8 protein-coding genes, 2 tRNA genes and 4 rRNA genes are annotated in these 19,027 nt (G+C 41.5%); all 14 read left to right on the forward strand.

Going from position 1 to position 19,027, the window contains the following annotated elements:
• The 14 genes from dnaA (at window position 1) to MHB40_RS00070 (ending at window position 18,961) form a co-directional block, all read left to right on the forward strand.
• Window positions 1–1,350, forward strand: a complete 1,350-nt coding sequence (gene dnaA, locus MHB40_RS00005) for a chromosomal replication initiator protein DnaA (RefSeq protein WP_205446311.1) — start codon at window positions 1–3, stop codon at window positions 1,348–1,350.
• Window positions 1,351–1,520: 170 nt separating this feature from the next.
• Window positions 1,521–2,657, forward strand: a complete 1,137-nt coding sequence (gene dnaN, locus MHB40_RS00010) for a DNA polymerase III subunit beta (protein WP_004233305.1) — start codon at window positions 1,521–1,523, stop codon at window positions 2,655–2,657.
• Window positions 2,658–2,770: 113 nt separating this feature from the next.
• Complete coding sequence (gene yaaA / locus MHB40_RS00015; protein WP_205446312.1) at window positions 2,771–2,995, forward strand: S4 domain-containing protein YaaA; 225 nt, start codon at window positions 2,771–2,773, stop codon at window positions 2,993–2,995.
• A 3-nt stretch (window positions 2,996–2,998) separates the two neighbouring features.
• On the forward strand, window positions 2,999–4,114 hold the full coding sequence (recF, locus tag MHB40_RS00020) for a DNA replication/repair protein RecF (protein ID WP_205446313.1): 1,116 nt from the start codon (window positions 2,999–3,001) through the stop codon (window positions 4,112–4,114).
• Between the two features lie 92 nt (window positions 4,115–4,206).
• Entirely contained in the window at window positions 4,207–6,141 is a 1,935-nt protein-coding gene (gene gyrB, locus MHB40_RS00025; RefSeq protein WP_342442109.1) for a DNA topoisomerase (ATP-hydrolyzing) subunit B, read from the forward strand.
• Between the two features lie 25 nt (window positions 6,142–6,166).
• Window positions 6,167–8,632, forward strand: coding sequence for a DNA gyrase subunit A (gene gyrA / locus MHB40_RS00030; RefSeq protein ID WP_205446315.1), 2,466 nt, complete (start codon window positions 6,167–6,169; stop codon window positions 8,630–8,632).
• Window positions 8,633–8,773: 141 nt separating this feature from the next.
• Entirely contained in the window at window positions 8,774–9,856 is a 1,083-nt protein-coding gene (locus tag MHB40_RS00035) for an HD-GYP domain-containing protein (protein WP_342533672.1), read from the forward strand.
• A gap of 438 nt (window positions 9,857–10,294) precedes the next feature.
• Window positions 10,295–11,846, forward strand: a 16S ribosomal RNA gene (locus tag MHB40_RS00040).
• A 94-nt stretch (window positions 11,847–11,940) separates the two neighbouring features.
• Window positions 11,941–12,017 (forward strand) — tRNA-Ile (locus MHB40_RS00045).
• Window positions 12,018–12,029: 12 nt separating this feature from the next.
• Window positions 12,030–12,105: transfer RNA gene (locus MHB40_RS00050), tRNA-Ala, on the forward strand.
• A gap of 89 nt (window positions 12,106–12,194) precedes the next feature.
• Window positions 12,195–15,122: ribosomal RNA gene (locus tag MHB40_RS00055) — 23S ribosomal RNA — on the forward strand.
• Window positions 15,123–15,189: 67 nt separating this feature from the next.
• Window positions 15,190–15,305 (forward strand): 5S ribosomal RNA (gene rrf / locus MHB40_RS00060).
• The 16S, 23S and 5S rRNA genes sit together here with 2 tRNA genes alongside, the layout of an rRNA operon.
• A gap of 899 nt (window positions 15,306–16,204) precedes the next feature.
• The gene (locus tag MHB40_RS00065; RefSeq protein WP_205446317.1) at window positions 16,205–17,098 is read left to right on the forward strand and encodes a patatin-like phospholipase family protein; all 894 of its coding nucleotides are present in this window, start codon (window positions 16,205–16,207) and stop codon (window positions 17,096–17,098) included.
• 311 nt (window positions 17,099–17,409) lie between these two features.
• Window positions 17,410–18,961 (forward strand): 16S ribosomal RNA (locus MHB40_RS00070).
• Window positions 18,962–19,027: the final 66 nt, after the last annotated feature.

Consider the following 19,027-nt stretch of genomic DNA (forward strand, 5'->3'; position numbering starts at 1 on the left):
TTGGAACATTTAGAAGAACTATGGAACAATGTCCTGGCTCAAGTTGAACAAAAAATTTCTAAACCAAGCTTCGAAACGTGGCTAAAGTCTACAAAGTTACTATCTTACAATGGTAGTGGTTCCACTGTGACGATTGCTGCCCCAAATTCGTTTGCTCGAGACTGGCTTGAAAATCATTATATTCATTTGATTACAGGTATATTAACGGAGCTTACAGGCGAAGACTTGCTTATTAAATTTGTTGTTCAAAAAAACCAGGATTCGGACGATTTCGATTTGCCAGCGCCGATTATCCAAGCAAAAAATAATGAACATCATGATATTTCACCAGGTATGTTAAACCCGAAGTATACTTTTGATACGTTTGTTATTGGCTCTGGTAACCGCTTTGCACATGCAGCTTCGCTAGCTGTCGCAGAAGCACCTGCGAAGGCATATAATCCCTTCTTTATTTATGGGGGCGTTGGGCTAGGGAAAACACACTTAATGCACGCCATTGGTCATTATGTATTAGAGCATAATCCTAATGCAAAAGTGGTGTACTTATCATCCGAAAAATTTACAAATGAATTTATTAACTCCATTCGTGATAACAAAGCACTTGATTTTCGCAATAAGTACCGCAATGTGGATGTACTGCTAATTGATGATATTCAATTCCTTGCTGGAAAAGAATCAACTCAAGAAGAATTTTTCCACACTTTTAATACTTTACATGAAGAATCAAAACAAATTGTTATATCAAGTGACCGACCTCCAAAGGAGATTCCAACTTTAGAAGATCGGCTCCGTTCACGTTTCGAGTGGGGGTTAATAACTGATATTGCGCCACCCGATTTGGAAACTCGTATCGCTATTTTGCGTAAAAAAGCAAAAGCAGACGGTCTAGAGGTACCGAATGAAGTAATGCTTTATATTGCGAACCAGATTGACTCCAATATTAGGGAGCTTGAAGGTGCGCTTATTCGCGTCGTTGCCTACTCTTCACTGGTTAACAAAGATATTACAGCGACATTAGCTGCCGAAGCATTGAAGGATATCATTCCAAATTCAAAGCCGCGGACAGTGACAATATTAGACATTCAAAATGCGGTAGGGGAGCATTTTAGTATACGTTTGGAAGATTTCACTGCCAAAAAACGTACAAAACTAATTGCTTTTCCACGTCAAGTTGCTATGTATTTATCACGCGAATTAACAGATTTTTCGCTGCCGAAAATTGGCGAAGAATTTGGTGGTCGCGACCATACGACTGTTATCCATGCGCACGAAAAAATATCTTCTATGTTGAAAAATGACGTTCAGCTTCAACAAGATGTTAAACAAATTCGTAGTATGCTAGGGAAGTAAATACTGTGGACAAACCATTTAGTTAAACACAAACTTATACACAGTCTATCTACATGTGGATAGACTGATTTTATTCATAAAAAGATACTTATCCACAAATCCACAGGGCCTATTACTATATCTTTTTTATTTTATATAAATAAATAATATAAATATGTGAGGGAAAACGAATGAAATTTGATATTTTACGTGACCGTTTATTAGAGGGTTTAAATGACGTCATGAAAGCAGTAAGTTCAAAAACAACTATTCCGATTTTAACAGGGATTAAAATTGACGTTACAGAAGAAGGTATCCGCTTAACAGGTAGTGATGCTGATATAACTATTCAAACATTTATTCCAGTTGAAGAAGATGGACAACAAATTATTCACATTACAGAAACAGGATCAATTGTTGTGCAGGCACGTATGTTTAATGAAATTGTACGTAAATTACCAACAAATGATGTTGAAATCCAAGTGACACCTGGTTTCCAAACGCATATTCGTTCAGGAAAATCCGAATTCCATTTAATTGGCTCGGATGCTGCAGAATACCCATTATTACCAGAGCTAACAGAAGATCAAAAATTTACTATTCCAGCTGATCTCTTAAAAACAATTATTCGTGAAACAGTATTTGCTGTTGCCACTTCAGAAAGTAGACCCGTGTTGACAGGTGTAAACTGGCAGATCAAAAACGAAACTTTAATCTGTGTTGCAACAGATAGTCATCGTTTAGCTAGACGTAAAGTGCAACTGGAAAATTTACCAGAAGTTGAACATAGTGTTGTTATTCCAGGAAAAAGTTTGAACGAATTAAATAAAGTATTAGAGGATTCTACAAATCTTGTACAAATCGTTATTACAAGTCAGCAAGTATTATTTAAAACTGGCGATGTATTATTCTTCTCTCGCTTACTGGAAGGAAATTATCCAGATACAACTCGTCTAATTCCTGAAGAATATCAAACAAATGTAACGATTAACGGAAAATCTTTATTACAAGCTATTGACCGTGCCTCACTTGTTGCACGAGGAGATCGTAATAATGTTGTACGGTTTGAAATTTTAGATAATCAAGCAGTTGAAGTTTCTTCTAATTCTCCCGAAATCGGTAAAGTACAAGAAGAAATCCCTGTAGAAGCATTGGAAGGGGAAGGTTTGAAAATCTCTTTCAGTGCAAAATATATGATGGAAGCATTAAAAGCAATTGATGGACAAGACGTAGTTATTCAATTTACTGGGGCAATGAGACCGTTTATTTTACGTTCCGTTCATGATGATGCTATTTTACAATTAATTTTACCTGTACGAACTTACTAAAGAATATAAGATCTGTTAAGATAGTCGCTCATAGTGACTATCTTTTTTTACTTATGGCGTAATTTTAGGTATGATAGAGAGATAGACAGTCTGTATTCGGAGGGGAACACACTATGCAGGACATTAAAATTGATGAGGAGTTCATCACGTTAGGGCAGCTTTTAAAAATTACGGATGCCATTAGTTCAGGTGGAATGGCCAAGTGGTTTTTACAAGAACATGCTGTATATGTAAATGGAGAAGTAGATGATCGTCGAGGTCGGAAATTACGTAACGGAGACGTTGTTAATATTCCTGGATGTGGTCGTTTTCAAATCGTAGGACCAACTGGACAATAAATTATGTATATTGATCAAATAAAACTTACAAATTACCGTAACTATGATGCCTTAGCTTTAAACTTCTCTCCAAAAATTAATGTTTTCATTGGTGAAAATGCACAAGGAAAAACAAATGTTATGGAGTCCATCTATGTTTTAGCAATGGCTAAGTCTCATCGAACAACGAACGATAAAGAATTGATACGTTGGGATTCAGACTATGGTAAAATAGAAGGGGCCGTTAAAAAAAGGCATGGTATTTTACCGATCGAACTTACGATTACAAAGAAAGGTAAAAAGGGCAAGATAAATCATATAGAGCAAAGTCGCCTTAGTCATTATATTGGTCAAATGAATGTCGTTATGTTTGCGCCAGAGGATTTGAACGTTGTAAAGGGAAGTCCGCAAATACGTCGCCGTTTTATTGATATGGAGATTGGGCAAATTTCGCCTGTCTATTTACATGATTTATTAACCTTTCAAAAAGTTTTAAAACAACGTAACCATTTTTTAAAAATGAACCAAGGCAAGTCCATGTCAAATGATGTGATGTATGAGGTCTACAATGAACAATATATTCACGCTGCTACCCAAATTATTCGTAAAAGATTTCAATTTATGGATTTATTGCAGGAGTGGGCGGAACCCATACACGCAGGTATATCGCAAGGTAAGGAAACACTGCTTATAAAATATCGTACGGTAGCTGGTATTGAAAAAGAACACTCTACTAGTGAAATTGAAAATACTTTACATCAAAAATTAATTGAAGCGAGAGAACGTGAATTTGATAGGGGTGTGACGCTCGTTGGTCCACACCGTGATGATTTGCAGTTTTTAGTAAATGGCTATGATGTTCAAACATATGGTTCACAAGGACAACAACGTACGACTGCATTGTCTTTAAAACTTGCTGAAATTGAATTAATTAAACAAGAAACAAACGAAACACCCATACTACTTTTAGATGATGTTTTATCGGAACTCGATGATTATCGCCAATCGCATTTATTAAATACCATTCAGGGTGAAGTCCAAACCTTTGTCACAACCACAAGTGTGGATGGAATTCATCATGAAACGATGGAACAGGCTCAACTGTTCCACGTGAAACAAGGTGCGATTGAAAAAAGTTAGCCAGGGTAGTTTTTTAGATTACAAAAGAATGGTAATAGTCAGCTCGGTTGACTGTTCATTCATTTACACACAATGATGTTATGAAGGAGTAGATGAAAGCCGTGGCTATAGAGAACGAAGGTTTACAAAACCAAGCTTATGAGGCCGATCAGATACAGGTATTAGAAGGTTTAGAAGCAGTACGTAAAAGACCAGGGATGTATATCGGTTCAACAAGCTCTAAAGGGCTTCACCATTTAGTATGGGAAATTGTTGATAACAGTATCGATGAAGCTCTTGCAGGATTTTGTACAGATATAAAAGTAACAATTGAAAAAGAAAACTGGATCCGCGTAGAAGATAACGGTCGTGGTATTCCAGTTAGCATTCAAGAAAAAATGGGTAAGCCAGCAGTTGAAGTTATTATGACTGTTTTACATGCTGGTGGTAAATTTGGCGGTGGAGGCTATAAAGTTTCTGGTGGTCTTCATGGAGTTGGAGCATCCGTGGTAAATGCACTCTCTGTTGAAACAATTGTCCAAGTTCATCGTGAAGGTCATATCCATGAAATAAAATTTGAACGTGGAAAAACTATTCAAGAGTTAACAGTTATCGGTGATACAGATCACAATGGTACAACAACGCGATTTAAAGCTGACCCAGAAATTTTTAAAGAAACAACTGTTTATGAATATGATATTTTAGCTCATCGTATTAGAGAATTGGCTTATTTAAATCGTGGCATTAAGATTACGATTGCTGATGAACGCGAAGAAGAGGTTCGTTCAACTACATACCACTATGAAGGTGGTATTCGTTCCTATGTTGAGCATTTAAACCAATCTAAAGAACCAATCCATGATCCAATTGATGTTCTTGGAGAGAAGGATGGCATCACAGTAGAAATTGCCATGCAATATAATGCTGGATTCTCTTCTAATATTTTTTCATTTGCTAACAACATTAATACGTACGAGGGCGGTACACATGAGTCTGGTTTTAAAACAGCCCTTACTCGCGTTATTAATGACTATGCGCGAAAAAATGGATTGCTCAAAGAATCTGACGCTAATCTTACAGGGGAGGATGTACGTGAAGGGTTAACAGCTATTGTTTCTGTTAAACACCCAGATCCTCAATTTGAAGGACAAACAAAAACAAAGTTAGGGAATTCAGAAGTAAGTCAAATTACCAATTCATTATTCTCTGATGGCTTTGAACGTTTTATGTTAGAAAATCCAACTGTTGCACGTAAGGTTGTCGAAAAAGGTTTAATGGCAGCTCGTGCACGTGTAGCTGCTAAAAAGGCACGTGAATTTACTCGTCGTAAAAATGCACTTGAAGTATCTAGCTTACCAGGTAAATTAGCTGATTGTTCTTCTACAAACCCAGCTGATTGTGAAATTTATATTGTTGAGGGTGATTCTGCCGGCGGCTCGGCTAAATCTGGGCGTGACCGTCATTTCCAAGCAATTTTGCCTTTACGTGGTAAGATTCTTAACGTTGAGAAAGCTCGACTAGATAAAATTTTATCGAATGCGGAAATCCGTGCAATGATTACAGCATTCGGCACAGGGATAGGTGAGGAGTTTAATTTAGAAAAAGCTCGTTATCATAAAATCATTATCATGACAGATGCCGATGTTGATGGAGCGCATATCCGTACATTACTTTTAACATTCTTCTTCCGTTTCCTTCGACCACTTATAGAAGCGGGCTATATTTATATTGCACAGCCACCACTTTATCAAGTGAAACAAGGTAAACATATTGAGTACTGCTATGATGAAGAGACATTAAAAGAAATTTTAGAACGACTACCAAAAATGCCAAAACCAAATGTGCAGCGTTATAAAGGTCTTGGTGAAATGAACGCTGAGCAACTTTGGGAAACAACAATGGATCCTGAGTACCGCACATTATTACAAGTAGAATTAGATGATGCAATTAAAGCAAACCAAGCATTTGAGCGTTTAATGGGCGATGAAGTTGAACCTCGTCGTCAATTTATTGAGGAAAATGCCGTATACGCTAATTTAGATATTTAATTTTAGTTGAGGGGAGGTCTACACTTTGTCAGAACAAGAACGCTCCGGTGTAAAAGGAATTAATATAACAGAAGAAATTGAAACATCCTTCCTCGATTATGCAATGAGTGTAATCGTTTCGCGTGCATTACCAGATGTACGCGACGGATTGAAGCCAGTTCATCGTCGTATTTTATACGGCATGCAAGAGCTAGGAAATACAGCAGATAAAGCGTATAAAAAATCAGCACGTATCGTCGGGGATGTAATGGGTAAGTACCATCCACATGGTGACTCTTCCATCTATGATGCAATGGTACGTATGGCGCAAGATTTTAGCTATCGTTACATGCTTGTTGATGGCCACGGGAACTTTGGTTCTGTCGATGGGGACGGAGCTGCGGCGATGCGTTATACGGAATCACGTATGTCTCGCATTGCAATGGAAATGCTTCGTGATATTAATAAAAATACAATTGACTATACGGATAACTATGACGGCTCTGAAAAAGAACCAGTCGTTTTACCAAGTCGTTATCCAAACTTATTAGTAAATGGTGCTGCAGGGATTGCCGTAGGTATGGCAACAAATATTCCTCCACATCAATTGGGAGAAACAATCGATGCTGTTATAGCACTTTCTGAAAATCCAGCCATTACAACCGAGGAGCTAATGGAAATTATTCCAGGCCCTGATTTTCCTACTGGAGGATTGATTTTAGGACGTAGTGGTATACGTAGAGCCTACGAAACTGGTCGAGGTTCCATCATTATTCGTGCGAAAGTGGAAATTGAGCAAAAGGCAAATGGTAAGGAAACTATTCTTATTCATGAACTGCCTTACCAAGTGAATAAGGCTAAGCTCATTGAAAAAATTGCAGAGCTTGTACGTGATAAAAAAATAGATGGTATCACAAATTTACGTGATGAATCTGACCGTCGTGGTATGCGTGTAGTCATTGAAATTCGTAAAGATGCAAATGCTAATGTCGTTTTAAATAATCTATATAAACAAACAGCTATGCAATCGAGCTTCGGTATCAATATGCTGTCTTTAGTAAATGGTCAGCCCAAAGTATTAGGCTTAAAGGAAATGCTATACCATTATTTAGAGCACCAAAAAGTAATTATTCGTCGTCGTACAGAATTCGACCTTCGAAAAGCTGAAGACCGCGCACATATATTAGAGGGCTTACGAATTGCACTGGATCATATTGATGAAATAATTGCTATTATTCGTGGTTCACGTAGTGGTGAAGAAGCGAAACCTCAATTGATGGAACGTTTTAGCTTGTCTGAGCGTCAGGCTCAAGCTATTTTAGATATGCGCCTAGTTCGATTAAGTGGCTTAGAGCGTGAAAAAATTGAAGCAGAATATCAAGAGCTTCAAGTTCTTATAGCTGAATTAAAGGCAATTTTAGCAGATGAAGAGAAAATTGTTGATATTATTCGTACTGAAATTTTAGAGCTGAAAGAACGTTTTAATGATATACGTCGTACTGAGATTACATCAGGTGGTCTAGAAATGATTGAGGATGAGGATTTAATCCCTGTTGAAAACTCAGTTGTTACTTTAACGCATAATGGCTATATCAAGCGTTTAGCTGCGAATACATATCGTAGTCAAAAGCGTGGCGGTCGTGGTGTACAAGGAATGGGTACAAATGAAGACGATTTTGTAGAGCATCTAATGAATACTTCAACCCACGATACAATTCTATTCTTTACGTCTAAAGGTAAAGTATTTAGAGCTAAAGGATATGAAATCCCAGAGTTCGGTCGTACGGCTAAAGGGTTACCAATCGTAAACTTGCTCAATATAGATAAAGGCGAAAAAGTAACAGCTATGATTCGTGTTGGGTCGTTTGATGAAGATGCTTACTTTATCTTTACCACAAAAACAGGTATTACAAAACGTACCCCTGTATCACAATTTGCTAACATCCGAACAAATGGTTTAATAGCTATTAGCTTGAGAGAAGACGATGATCTTATTTCTGTACGTCTAACGGATGGAGAGAAACAAGTAATTATTGGTACACGTGACGGTATGCTCGTTCGTTTCCAAGAAGACGACATCCGTTCTATGGGTCGTACAGCTGGTGGTGTTCGTGGTATTAAGCTGCGTGATGGTGACGAAGTAGTAGGTATGGAGATTGTTGAGCCAGGACAAGAAATTTTAGTAGTAACCGAAAAAGGTTACGGTAAACGTACTTCTGAAGAGGACTATCGTTTACAAAGTCGTGGTGGTGTAGGTCTGAAAACTATCCAAATTACAGATAAGAATGGTCCGATGGTGGCTGTAAAAACTGTTGATGGTTCTGAGGATTTAATGCTTATTACCATTAATGGTATGCTTATTCGTATGGATGTAAATGATATTTCACTAATTGGGCGCAGTACGCAGGGAGTTCGTTTAATTCGACTAGGAGATGACGAATTGGTTGCAACTGTAGCTAAAGTGGAAAAAGCAGAAGAGGCTTTAGAGGACGAAGAAGAAATAGAAGAATAATTTAAGCCGATGACGACAACATTGAATGTCGCCATCGGTTTTTTTACGTAAATAATGAAAAATAAGTAATTATTTTGAATTCCATGATAAAATGGAAATACCTTATTTTGAAGCAAGAAATAGTGGAGAGGTGTTCATTCCGTGGAAACTATACATGTTCCGATTTCAGAGCTAGGCGTTGGCAAGGTAATTTCTGAAGATATATTTGCTAATACACAGTATCCAATTATATTCAAAGATACAATGATTTCTTATGTACACTTGCAAGTTTTTCATGCATTTAATATTTTCAACGTCCCAGTTTACAAAAGTGAAAATGATACTCGATTAGAAAAGAATGAAATCGATGTCGAAGTTACAATTGAAGAAATTCCAACCTTTAGAAAAGTCTATAATCATTCTGTTGAACAGTTTAAAAAGGAATTTAAAAATTGGGAAGCGGGAGCAAAGGTAGATATTGCAAAAGCAAGGACAATTATTTTACCTTTAGTAGAGATGGTGCTAGAAGATCGTACTATTATTTTTGATCTAAATGAGTATTCAAACCCTAAAGACTACCTGTATCATCATTGTGTAGCAACTGGTTTGATTGCCTCAGTTATTGCGCAAAAACTTGGTTATGATAGAGGAACCACTATTCAAGTAGCCATTGGTGGTTTATTAGCCGATTGTGGTATGGCTAAAGTACATCCTCGTATCAGAGATAAGAAGACACCTTTAACAGAGCAAGAATATGATGAAATATATAAACATCCGACTTATAGCCATAACATGGTGAAAGATCTGACCATTTTAAAAGAAACAATGAAAGAAGCCATCTTCCAACACCATGAACGTTTAAATGGTAGCGGATATCCGAAGAGCGAAAAGATCGCCAATATTTCTATTTTTGCACAAATCATTGCTGTTGCAGATGTTTTTCATGCTATGACGTGTGAACGAGTGTATCGATCGAAGCAATCTTCATTTAAAGTTATAGAAATGATTAATGAATCTGAGTTTGGAAAGTTTGATATTAAAGTAGTACGTGCTTTAATTGATATTGTTGCAGATCTTCCGATAGGGACGATTGTAGAACTTTCTAATCTAGAACGTGGAGAAGTGATGTTTGTAAATAAATTTGCCCCAACACGACCTCTCATTAAATTAATTCATTCAGGGGAAATTTTTGATTTAGGAAAAAATCGCAGTTTTTATATTTCACGAATCATAACTAATCTATAAAAAAGTGGCAAACCATATTATATGGCTTGCCTATTTTTATTCAAAGGTTTTCAGGGAAGTGAGGTGTTCACTGTATATAGTGCAAGAAATTTAGTCTACGCCTTCTTAATAGGCGGCAGTTTAGTATTTTTCTTAAGAAATGATAACCAATATTAATCATTAAATAGTGGGCATTTTCACTATGATTGTGTTTTGAAACATTCAAATCTAATGTATTAAAATATTTTCGGAGAAAGTGTTGACTTTATTTTAGAATCTTGATATTATAAATGAGTCGCCAAGAGGTGACAGTGAAATAAAGAACATGAACCTTGAAAACTGAACAAGCAAAACGTAATCAATAAAGTTTTAAGTAGCTAGCTTTGGCTAGTGAACGGAACAAAAATTTTGGACATCAAAATTGATGCCAGCAAAACAATTTGAGCTTATCAAATTTCTTTTATGGAGAGTTTGATCCTGGCTCAGGACGAACGCTGGCGGCGTGCCTAATACATGCAAGTCGAGCGAACAGAGAAGGAGCTTGCTCCTTCGACGTTAGCGGCGGACGGGTGAGTAACACGTGGGCAACCTACCCTATAGTTTGGGATAACTCCGGGAAACCGGGGCTAATACCGAATAATTTGTTTCACCTCATGGTGAAACACTGAAAGACGGTTTCGGCTGTCGCTATAGGATGGGCCCGCGGCGCATTAGCTAGTTGGTGAGGTAACGGCTCACCAAGGCGACGATGCGTAGCCGACCTGAGAGGGTGATCGGCCACACTGGGACTGAGACACGGCCCAGACTCCTACGGGAGGCAGCAGTAGGGAATCTTCCACAATGGGCGAAAGCCTGATGGAGCAACGCCGCGTGAGTGAAGAAGGATTTCGGTTCGTAAAACTCTGTTGTAAGGGAAGAACAAGTACAGTAGTAACTGGCTGTACCTTGACGGTACCTTATTAGAAAGCCACGGCTAACTACGTGCCAGCAGCCGCGGTAATACGTAGGTGGCAAGCGTTGTCCGGAATTATTGGGCGTAAAGCGCGCGCAGGTGGTTTCTTAAGTCTGATGTGAAAGCCCACGGCTCAACCGTGGAGGGTCATTGGAAACTGGGAGACTTGAGTGCAGAAGAGGATAGTGGAATTCCAAGTGTAGCGGTGAAATGCGTAGAGATTTGGAGGAACACCAGTGGCGAAGGCGACTATCTGGTCTGTAACTGACACTGAGGCGCGAAAGCGTGGGGAGCAAACAGGATTAGATACCCTGGTAGTCCACGCCGTAAACGATGAGTGCTAAGTGTTAGGGGGTTTCCGCCCCTTAGTGCTGCAGCTAACGCATTAAGCACTCCGCCTGGGGAGTACGGTCGCAAGACTGAAACTCAAAGGAATTGACGGGGGCCCGCACAAGCGGTGGAGCATGTGGTTTAATTCGAAGCAACGCGAAGAACCTTACCAGGTCTTGACATCCCGTTGACCACTGTAGAGATATAGTTTCCCCTTCGGGGGCAACGGTGACAGGTGGTGCATGGTTGTCGTCAGCTCGTGTCGTGAGATGTTGGGTTAAGTCCCGCAACGAGCGCAACCCTTGATCTTAGTTGCCATCATTTAGTTGGGCACTCTAAGGTGACTGCCGGTGACAAACCGGAGGAAGGTGGGGATGACGTCAAATCATCATGCCCCTTATGACCTGGGCTACACACGTGCTACAATGGACGATACAAACGGTTGCCAACTCGCGAGAGGGAGCTAATCCGATAAAGTCGTTCTCAGTTCGGATTGTAGGCTGCAACTCGCCTACATGAAGCCGGAATCGCTAGTAATCGCGGATCAGCATGCCGCGGTGAATACGTTCCCGGGCCTTGTACACACCGCCCGTCACACCACGAGAGTTTGTAACACCCGAAGTCGGTGAGGTAACCTTTTGGAGCCAGCCGCCGAAGGTGGGATAGATGATTGGGGTGAAGTCGTAACAAGGTAGCCGTATCGGAAGGTGCGGCTGGATCACCTCCTTTCTAAGGATTATTTCGGAATACAAACCTTGGGTTTGTAAGATTACGTTTTGCGTTCAGTTTTGAAGGTTTATAAAATATAATAAAACTTCTAAGAGGGCCTATAGCTCAGCTGGTTAGAGCGCACGCCTGATAAGCGTGAGGTCGATGGTTCGAGTCCATTTAGGCCCACCATATATACCTCTTGGGGCCTTAGCTCAGCTGGGAGAGCGCCTGCCTTGCACGCAGGAGGTCAGCGGTTCGATCCCGCTAGGCTCCACCATTTTTTTGTTCTTTGAAAACTGGATAAAACGACATTGAAATTGTAACAAACACATTTATTTTTTAAGTTTTTTATAGGCTTAATAACTTGGTTAAGTTATTAAGGGCGCACGGCGAATGCCTTGGCACTAGGAGCCGAAGAAGGACGGCACTAACACCGATATGCTTCGGGGAGCTGTAAGTGAGCTTTGATCCGGAGATTTCCGAATGGGGGAACCCACTACGTTTAATCGCGTAGTATCTTGACGTGAATACATAGCGTCTTGAAGGCAGACCCAGGGAACTGAAACATCTAAGTACCTGGAGGAAGAGAAAGAAAAATCGATTCCCTGAGTAGCGGCGAGCGAAACGGGAAGAGCCCAAACCAAGAGGCTTGCCTCTTGGGGTTGTAGGACACTCAATACGGAGTTACAAAAGAGCGAGTTAGATGAAGCGACTTGGAAAGGTCCGCCAGAGCAGGTAAAAGCCCTGTAGTCGAAAGTTCGTTCTCTCCTGAGTGGATCCTGAGTACGGCGGAACACGTGAAATTCCGTCGGAATCCGGGAGGACCATCTCCCAAGGCTAAATACTACCTAGTGACCGATAGTGAACCAGTACCGTGAGGGAAAGGTGAAAAGCACCCCGGAAGGGGAGTGAAAGAGATCCTGAAACCGTGTGCCTACAAGTAGTTAGAGCCCGTTAATGGGTGATAGCGTGCCTTTTGTAGAATGAACCGGCGAGTTACGATTACGTGCGAGGTTAAGCTTTAGAAGGCGGAGCCGCAGCGAAAGCGAGTCTGAATAGGGCGAAATAGTACGTGGTCGTAGACCCGAAACCAGGTGATCTACCCATGTCCAGGGTGAAGGTGAGGTAACACTTACTGGAGGCCCGAACCCACGCACGTTGAAAAGTGCGGGGATGAGGTGTGGGTAGCGGAGAAATTCCAATCGAACTTGGAGATAGCTGGTTCTCTCCGAAATAGCTTTAGGGCTAGCCTCGTGATGAGAATACTGGAGGTAGAGCACTGTTTGGACTAGGGGGCCATCCCGGTTTACCGAATTCAGACAAACTCCGAATGCCAGATATTTATACACGGGAGTCAGACTGCGAGTGATAAGATCCGTAGTCAAAAGGGAAACAGCCCAGACCACCAGCTAAGGTCCCAAAGTAATCGTTAAGTGGAAAAGGATGTGGCGTTGCACAGACAACCAGGATGTTGGCTTAGAAGCAGCCATCATTTAAAGAGTGCGTAATAGCTCACTGGTCGAGTGACGCTGCGCCGAAAATGTATCGGGGCTAAACGATTCACCGAAGCTGTGGATTGACATCTACGATGTCAGTGGTAGGAGAGCGTTCTAAGTGCGTTGAAGTCAGACCGGAAGGACTGGTGGAGCGCTTAGAAGTGAGAATGCCGGTATGAGTAGCGAAAGACGGGTGAGAATCCCGTCCACCGTATGACTAAGGTTTCCTGAGGAAGGCTCGTCCGCTCAGGGTTAGTCGGGACCTAAGCCGAGGCCGATAGGCGTAGGCGATGGACAACAGGTTGATATTCCTGTACCACCTCCTCACCGTTTGAGAAATGGGGGGACGCAGTAGGATAGGGTAAGCGCGCTGTTGGATATGCGCGTCCAAGCAGTAAGGCGTGTGTGTAGGCAAATCCGCACACTGTAACGTTGAGCTGTGATGGCGAGTCCGTATGGACGAAGTTCCTGATTTCACACTGCCAAGAAAAGCCTCTATCGAGGTGAGAGGTGCCCGTACCGCAAACCGACACAGGTAGTCGAGGAGAGAATCCTAAGGTGTGCGAGAGAACTCTCGTTAAGGAACTCGGCAAAATGACCCCGTAACTTCGGGAGAAGGGGTGCTCTTGAGCGTGCAAGCGCATGAGAGCCGCAGTGAATAGGCCCAGGCGACTGTTTAGCAAAAACACAGGTCTCTGCAAAACCGTAAGGTGACGTATAGGGGCTGACGCCTGCCCGGTGCTGGAAGGTTAAGAGGAGTGGTTAGCGCAAGCGAAGCTGCGAATTGAAGCCCCAGTAAACGGCGGCCGTAACTATAACGGTCCTAAGGTAGCGAAATTCCTTGTCGGGTAAGTTCCGACCCGCACGAAAGGCGTAACGATCTGGGCACTGTCTCAACGAGAGACTCGGTGAAATTATAGTACCTGTGAAGATGCAGGTTACCCGCGACAGGACGGAAAGACCCCGTGGAGCTTTACTGTAGCCTGATATTGAATTTTGGTACAACTTGTACAGGATAGGTAGGAGCCAGAGATCTCGGAGCGCCAGCTTCGAAGGAGGCGTCGGTGGGATACTACCCTGGTTGTATTGAAATTCTAACCCATGCCCCTTAGCGGGGCAGGAGACAGTGTCAGGCGGACAGTTTGACTGGGGCGGTCGCCTCCTAAAAGGTAACGGAGGCGCCCAAAGGTTCCCTCAGAATGGTTGGAAATCATTCGTAGAGTGTAAAGGCACAAGGGAGCTTGACTGCGAGACCTACAAGTCGAGCAGGGTCGAAAGACGGGCTTAGTGATCCGGTGGTTCCGCATGGAAGGGCCATCGCTCAACGGATAAAAGCTACCCCGGGGATAACAGGCTTATCTCCCCCAAGAGTCCACATCGACGGGGAGGTTTGGCACCTCGATGTCGGCTCATCGCATCCTGGGGCTGTAGTCGGTCCCAAGGGTTGGGCTGTTCGCCCATTAAAGCGGTACGCGAGCTGGGTTCAGAACGTCGTGAGACAGTTCGGTCCCTATCCGTCGTGGGCGTAGGAAATTTGAGAGGAGCTGTCCTTAGTACGAGAGGACCGGGATGGACACACCGCTGGTGTACCAGTTGTCTTGCCAAAGGCATCGCTGGGTAGCTATGTGTGGACGGGATAAGTGCTGAAAGCATCTAAGCATGAAGCCCCCCTCAAGATGAGATTTCCCATTACGCAAGTAAGTAAGATCCCTCAAAGACGATGAGGTAGATAGGTTCGAGGTGGAAGTGTGGTGACACATGGAGCTGACGAATACTAATCGATCGAGGACTTAACCAAAACGTTTGAAACATTCAATGCACGTTTATCCAGTTTTGAAAGAATAATTCTTTCAATTTAATACATGTCTAGTGATGATGGCAAAGAGGTCACACCCGTTCCCATACCGAACACGGAAGTTAAGCTCTTTAGCGCCGATGGTAGTTGGGGGCTTCCCCCTGTGAGAGTAGGACGTCGCTAGGCAAATGAAACAGTCAACTGTATGTTGACTGTTTTTTTATATTCATTGTAAACTTCGTACTGTGTAGGAGGGTTTAGAAAGCTTTTAGCTAAAACCATTAAAAAGTCACGTCTAGTCAACCAACTTGCTAAAGAAGAAGAGATCGATAGTATGTTAAATCAGTGGAAGAAAGATGTAGAAGTTATGAAGGTAACAACGTTTGTGAATCATGTTCATCGATTGCTAACCAATCTAAAACTTTCATGGACCAATTAAAATGGGTGAATAGTTTAATGATTATCAATCAACCTACAAATTTAATTATAGTAATCGTCAATTATAATATGGGGACATTGTAAAATACTGTTGATGGAGATAAGAAAAAGATAAATGAAAGAATTTATAGACTGTTTATGGAAGAAATAAAGAGAAAGAAAAAATATATAAGCTATTTTAGTATGGTTGATGAATCTTACCCGATGTCTTTAAAATAAGGCCAATTCTTTAGCGCATCATATCTACAATAAATCACCAGTACGCACTTATTAGACATAGTTAACTCATTAGGTAGTGGTTTGGGCTTGAGTCCAATATTATTTTGGGCTTATGCTCTTTAATTTTGTCAAAATATGCTCTACACTTTAAAACTCTGCAAAATATATGAAAATTTTGATTCATAATGCAACTTTTATTACTATTTAAGTAGTTTTATACATTTTAATGATAACTAAATTTTTTCCCCTTTATTTTTTATGATTAGTACTTTCTTTATATGGATGATAATAGAATTCATTTTTAGTTAGGTCATTATTAAAGTTTGTAGCTATGTTTTTAGGTATCGACAATAAAGTGAAAATTTTAGTTCTATTCGTCATTATTCATCCCTATACTGTAAAGATTACATCAAAAAGGAGAGGGAATTTTGTGGATTGATGGTGTGTTTTCTGGCGGCGGTTTGAAGGGCTTTGCATTAGTAGGAGCATATCAAGTACTAGAAGCTGAACATTTTCGATTTAAACGTGTAGCTGGTACAAGTGCAGGTGCCATTTTAGCTGCATTTATCGCTGCAGGATATAGTGGAAAAGAGATTGAAATCATGCTAGAGGAGTTGGACGTTCCTTCGTTACTGGACCCAAGAAGAACAATTTTACCTTTCCCTTTTATGAAATGGGTAAATGTTTATAATCATTTAGGTCTCTATAAAGGAAAGGCATTAGAAAAATGGTTCTTCCAAAAGTTAGCTGCAAAAGGGGTCTATACTTTTGGTGATCTGCCTAAAGATTCACTTAAGTTAGTAGCCTCAGATTTAACCAATGGTAGAATGATTGTTTTACCAGACGATTTGCACAAATATCAAATTGAAGCAAAAAATTTTTCAGTTGCTTGTGCGTTACGAATGAGTTGTGGTATACCATTTTTCTTTGAACCAGTTACATTAAAGACTGGGAAGGGAGAATCAGTAATAGTGGATGGTGGAGTTTTAAGTAATTTTCCACTATGGATATTCGATGATAAAGAAGGTCGAAAAGTACGCCCAATTTTAGGTCTGAAACTTAGCAGAAGAAGAGAAGAACAATGTCCACAAGAAATTAAAAATGGTCTGAGTTTATTTGAAGCTTTATTTTCAACGATGAAAGATGCACATGATGAAAGATATATATCAAGACGTCATGAAAGAGATATTATTTTTATTCCTGTAGAAGATTATAGTGCTACTCAATTTGATTTAAATGAGGAAACAAAAGAAACCTTATTAGAAATAGGAAGAAACCGTACAATTCAATTTTTACGGAATTGGCCAAGATTGAAGTTGTAATTATTTTATAAAAAAATATTGAAAAACTATTGACCAATAATAAATAGGGTGTTATTATATAAAAGTTGCTGTTGAGACATACAGCTACTAAAATATAAAATAAAATAACTGTTTGACATTAAATATAAAACATGTTATTATATAAAAGTTAGCTCTTACAGAAGAGTAAACATAATAATGAACCTTGAAAACTGAACAAGCAAAATGTAATCAATAAAGTTTTAAGTAGCTAGCTTCGGCTAGTGAACAATACAAAAATTTTGGACATCAAAATTGATGCCAGCAAAACAATTTGAGCTAATCAAATTTCTTTTATGGAGAGTTTGATCCTGGCTCAGGACGAACGCTGGCGGCGTGCCTAATACATGCAAGTCGAGCGAACAGAGAAGGAGCTTGCTCCTTCGACGTTAGCGGCGGACGGGTGAGTAACACGTGGGCAACCTACCCTATAGTTTGGGATAACTCCGGGAAACCGGGGCTAATACCGAATAATTTGTTTCACCTCATGGTGAAACACTGAAAGACGGTTTCGGCTGTCGCTATAGGATGGGCCCGCGGCGCATTAGCTAGTTGGTGAGGTAACGGCTCACCAAGGCGACGATGCGTAGCCGACCTGAGAGGGTGATCGGCCACACTGGGACTGAGACACGGCCCAGACTCCTACGGGAGGCAGCAGTAGGGAATCTTCCACAATGGGCGAAAGCCTGATGGAGCAACGCCGCGTGAGTGAAGAAGGATTTCGGTTCGTAAAACTCTGTTGTAAGGGAAGAACAAGTACAGTAGTAACTGGCTGTACCTTGACGGTACCTTATTAGAAAGCCACGGCTAACTACGTGCCAGCAGCCGCGGTAATACGTAGGTGGCAAGCGTTGTCCGGAATTATTGGGCGTAAAGCGCGCGCAGGTGGTTTCTTAAGTCTGATGTGAAAGCCCACGGCTCAACCGTGGAGGGTCATTGGAAACTGGGAGACTTGAGTGCAGAAGAGGATAGTGGAATTCCAAGTGTAGCGGTGAAATGCGTAGAGATTTGGAGGAACACCAGTGGCGAAGGCGACTATCTGGTCTGTAACTGACACTGAGGCGCGAAAGCGTGGGGAGCAAACAGGATTAGATACCCTGGTAGTCCACGCCGTAAACGATGAGTGCTAAGTGTTAGGGGGTTTCCGCCCCTTAGTGCTGCAGCTAACGCATTAAGCACTCCGCCTGGGGAGTACGGTCGCAAGACTGAAACTCAAAGGAATTGACGGGGGCCCGCACAAGCGGTGGAGCATGTGGTTTAATTCGAAGCAACGCGAAGAACCTTACCAGGTCTTGACATCCCGTTGACCACTGTAGAGATATAGTTTCCCCTTCGGGGGCAACGGTGACAGGTGGTGCATGGTTGTCGTCAGCTCGTGTCGTGAGATGTTGGGTTAAGTCCCGCAACGAGCGCAACCCTTGATCTTAGTTGCCATCATTTAGTTGGGCACTCTAAGGTGACTGCCGGTGACAAACCGGAGGAAGGTGGGGATGACGTCAAATCATCATGCCCCTTATGACCTGGGCTACACACGTGCTACAATGGACGATACAAACGGTTGCCAACTCGCGAGAGGGAGCTAATCCGATAAAGTCGTTCTCAGTTCGGATTGTAGGCTGCAACTCGCCTACATGAAGCCGGAATCGCTAGTAATCGCGGATCAGCATGCCGCGGTGAATACGTTCCCGGGCCTTGTACACACCGCCCGTCACACCACGAGAGTTTGTAACACCCGAAGTCGGTGAGGTAACCTTTTGGAGCCAGCCGCCGAAGGTGGGATAGATGATTGGGGTGAAGTCGTAACAAGGTAGCCGTATCGGAAGGTGCGGCTGGATCACCTCCTTTCTAAGGATTATTTCGGAATACAAACCTTGGGTTTGTAAGATTACGTTTTGCGTTCAGTTTTGAAGG

It is taken from the genome of Lysinibacillus sp. FSL K6-0057 (assembly GCF_038630885.1).
GTDB lineage: Bacteria > Bacillota > Bacilli > Bacillales_A > Planococcaceae > Lysinibacillus > Lysinibacillus fusiformis_F.

Excerpts from the sequence above, each read along its gene's own strand:
- gyrB (WP_342442109.1), top strand. The coding sequence starts at position 4,207 with ATGAAAGCCGTGGCTATAGAGAACGAAGGTTTACAAAACCAAGCTTAT.
- recF (WP_205446313.1), top strand. The coding sequence starts at position 2,999 with ATGTATATTGATCAAATAAAACTTACAAATTACCGTAACTATGATGCC.
- yaaA (WP_205446312.1), top strand. The coding sequence starts at position 2,771 with ATGCAGGACATTAAAATTGATGAGGAGTTCATCACGTTAGGGCAGCTT.
- dnaN (WP_004233305.1), top strand. The coding sequence starts at position 1,521 with ATGAAATTTGATATTTTACGTGACCGTTTATTAGAGGGTTTAAATGAC.